This window comes from Treponema endosymbiont of Eucomonympha sp. (genome assembly GCF_001028545.1).
In genome coordinates this window covers 1-632 of the sequence record NZ_BBPW01000401.1, presented here as the reverse complement: position 1 = coordinate 632, position 632 = coordinate 1, and the positions used below count along the sequence as shown (strand labels likewise).

At 65.0% G+C, this 632-nt stretch carries 1 protein-coding gene; it reads right to left on the bottom strand.

Going from position 1 to position 632, the window contains the following annotated elements; translation table 11 throughout:
• Positions 1-632 (bottom strand): AAA family ATPase (locus tag AWU74_RS07300; protein WP_162505008.1); only part of this gene is annotated, 632 nt, incomplete at both ends.

The following is a 632-nucleotide window of genomic DNA, read 5'->3' as shown; positions in this document are numbered from 1 at the left end:
TCGGGGGAGCGCCCGCTCGTCGTTGAACAGAAAGTCCGCGAGCGCCCTCGCCAGTTCCGTCTTGCCCACGCCGGTCGGACCTATGAATAGAAAGCTCCCCAGCGGGCGGTTCTCGTCCGAAAGCCCCGCGCGGTTCCGCCTGATTGCGTCCGACACGCTCGACACCGCCTCGTCCTGTCCGATAACCCTCCGGTGCAGTTCCGCCTCCAGCGCAAGGTACTTCTGCTGTTCGCTCGCCTGCATTTTGCTCACCGGAATGCCCGTCCACGCCGCCACCACCCGCGCGATATCCTCCTCGCCCACTTCCTGCCGGAGCAGCGTCTGCCGCGCCCCCGCCTGCTGCGCGCCCTTGCGGGACTCCGCGCGTTCCTCCGACCCGCGGAGCCGCTTCTCGATTTCGGGAATCTTCGCGTAGCGGATTTCCGCCGCCTTTTCGAGCCTGCCCTCCCGCGTATACTGCGTTTCGGCAATGCGGAGCTGCTCCAGTTCCTCCTTCAGCTTCCGGCTCTCGCCGATTTCTTTCTTCTCGTTCTCCCACTGCAGCTTCATAGCGTCGCGCGAGGCGCTCAGGTTCCCCAGTTCCTCCTCCAGCTTTGCGAGCCGCTCCTTGGACGGCGCGTCTTCTTCTTTAG